This window comes from Anoxybacillus ayderensis, assembly GCF_013761015.1.
Lineage (GTDB): Bacteria > Bacillota > Bacilli > Bacillales > Anoxybacillaceae > Anoxybacillus > Anoxybacillus ayderensis.
On record NZ_JACDUV010000017.1, the window covers coordinates 1 to 1798 of the forward strand.

The window sequence follows — 1798 nt, forward strand, 5'->3', positions numbered from 1 at the left end:
GGTATTGTCAAAAGTTTTAAAGACATACCCTAAGTTTTTGCTGATTTTATGCGGTTCTCGACAAAAAAAGCTTGCCACCCCTGCTGTTTTTGGTACGATTGAGGTAACCACACCCACGAACCAAAACAAAGGAGTGACAAGCTTGTTACCTCAATTATTAATCAAATGTCTTCAAATAATCAAGACCCAATATCAAATCATTATTTATTTGTTAGGTGCACTTCTTGGCAAGTCCCTTACTGACTGGGATGACGAAGAACCTGTGAATAAACCGTATCAGAAACTCCAAGTCGATGAACTGCCTGTCATCGAAACGCTTCCGCGTTTGGATTATCGTCAGCTTCTTGTCGAATACGAACAACAACACGGAAAACCATTGAAACCGATCAAGAGACACGCAAACACGAAAACCACGGTGCCCGATGTATTGACGTGTCCACAGTGCCAAGCGCCGTCTGCGTATGTGTACGCCAATAACGGAGGCAAAGGTCAGTATCAATGCAAAGTGTGTCGTTGCCGTTTCAACCATCGTAGCCGTTTTGCCAAACAAGTGGTCTTTCGGTGTCCGCATTGTTTAAAGACACTTGAAAAAATCAAGGAGCGTAAGGATTATCACATCCACAAATGTAAGAATGATGATTGTTCGTTTTACCAAGCGAACTTGCGGCGAATGACACCTCAGGAAAAAGAACAGTTTCAACACGCGCCGCATGCCTTTAAAGTTCGATACATTTTCCGTGAGTTTCTCTTTGATTTCAAGCCGTTGGCACCATCGTCACCGATCAAGACCAAGGTAGATGTTTCCCGTCTTTCTGTGTCCTCGCACACGCTAGGGCTCATCTTGACGTATCACGTCAACTATGGGCTCTCCGCGCGGAAAACAGCGAGTATCATGAAAGACGTCCATGGGGTGTCGATTTCCCACCAGACTGTCATCAACTATGCCAATAGCGTCGCGCTGATCATCAAGCCTTTTGTTGATCGTTTTCCGTATGAGTTGTCTGGTTCTTTTTGTGGCGACGAAACGTATATTCGCGTCAAAGGACGCTGGCATTACCTGTTTTTTATGTTTGATGCCGTGAAAAAGGTGGTGCTGTCTTATCGAGTTTCCCCAAATCGGGATACATGGGCTGCCATCCGTGCGATCGACGACGTCCTCAAAAAGCTACCGTCGATTCCTGAAGATTTGTCTCTTGTCGTCGATGGCAACCCGATCTACTTGTTAGCGCAACACTTTTTCGCCCAACACGGGATTTCTTTCGATGTTCACCAAGTCATCGGACTGACGAATGAGGATCCCGTGTCCGAGGAATATCGACCACTCAAACAGATCATTGAACGATTCAATCGGACGTTTAAAGGCAACTACCGACCCACTCATGGATTCGGTGCAGAGGAAGGATCCGTTTCTTTTGTCACGCTCTTTGTGGCGTATTTCAACTTCTTACGACCACATAGCGCCCTAGAAAAACGGGTGCCCGTCGTCGTCCCAGCATTGGAGCGCCTTCCACATATGCCTGCGCGTTGGGCGAAGTTGATCGCCATGGCGCAAGAGATGTTGGCACAACAGGCAGCGTCCTAAGGACGGATTCGGCGGAGCGAACCCTTGACCATCCGAACCTCGCCAAAGGTAAAATCAGGATGGGGCAAGTATGCCCTTTTTTCCTGCCCTTGCCCTTACTGACCCTTTTTCTCCTTTGGCAAGTGTTGGTCAAGGGCGAATCCGACTCCACCATCCCCTTTATTTTCCTTCAACAGGTCGCTCACAGGTGTTTTTCATAGAATTTTTGACGCTACC

1 protein-coding gene is annotated in these 1798 nt (G+C 47.2%); it reads left to right on the forward strand.

All coding sequences use genetic code 11. The features are described from left to right. Positions 1 to 142 precede the first annotated feature (142 nt). The gene (locus HNR63_RS13760) at positions 143 to 1582 is read left to right on the forward strand and encodes a DDE-type integrase/transposase/recombinase (protein ID WP_181521085.1); all 1440 of its coding nucleotides are present in this window, start codon (positions 143 to 145) and stop codon (positions 1580 to 1582) included. Positions 1583 to 1798: the final 216 nt, after the last annotated feature.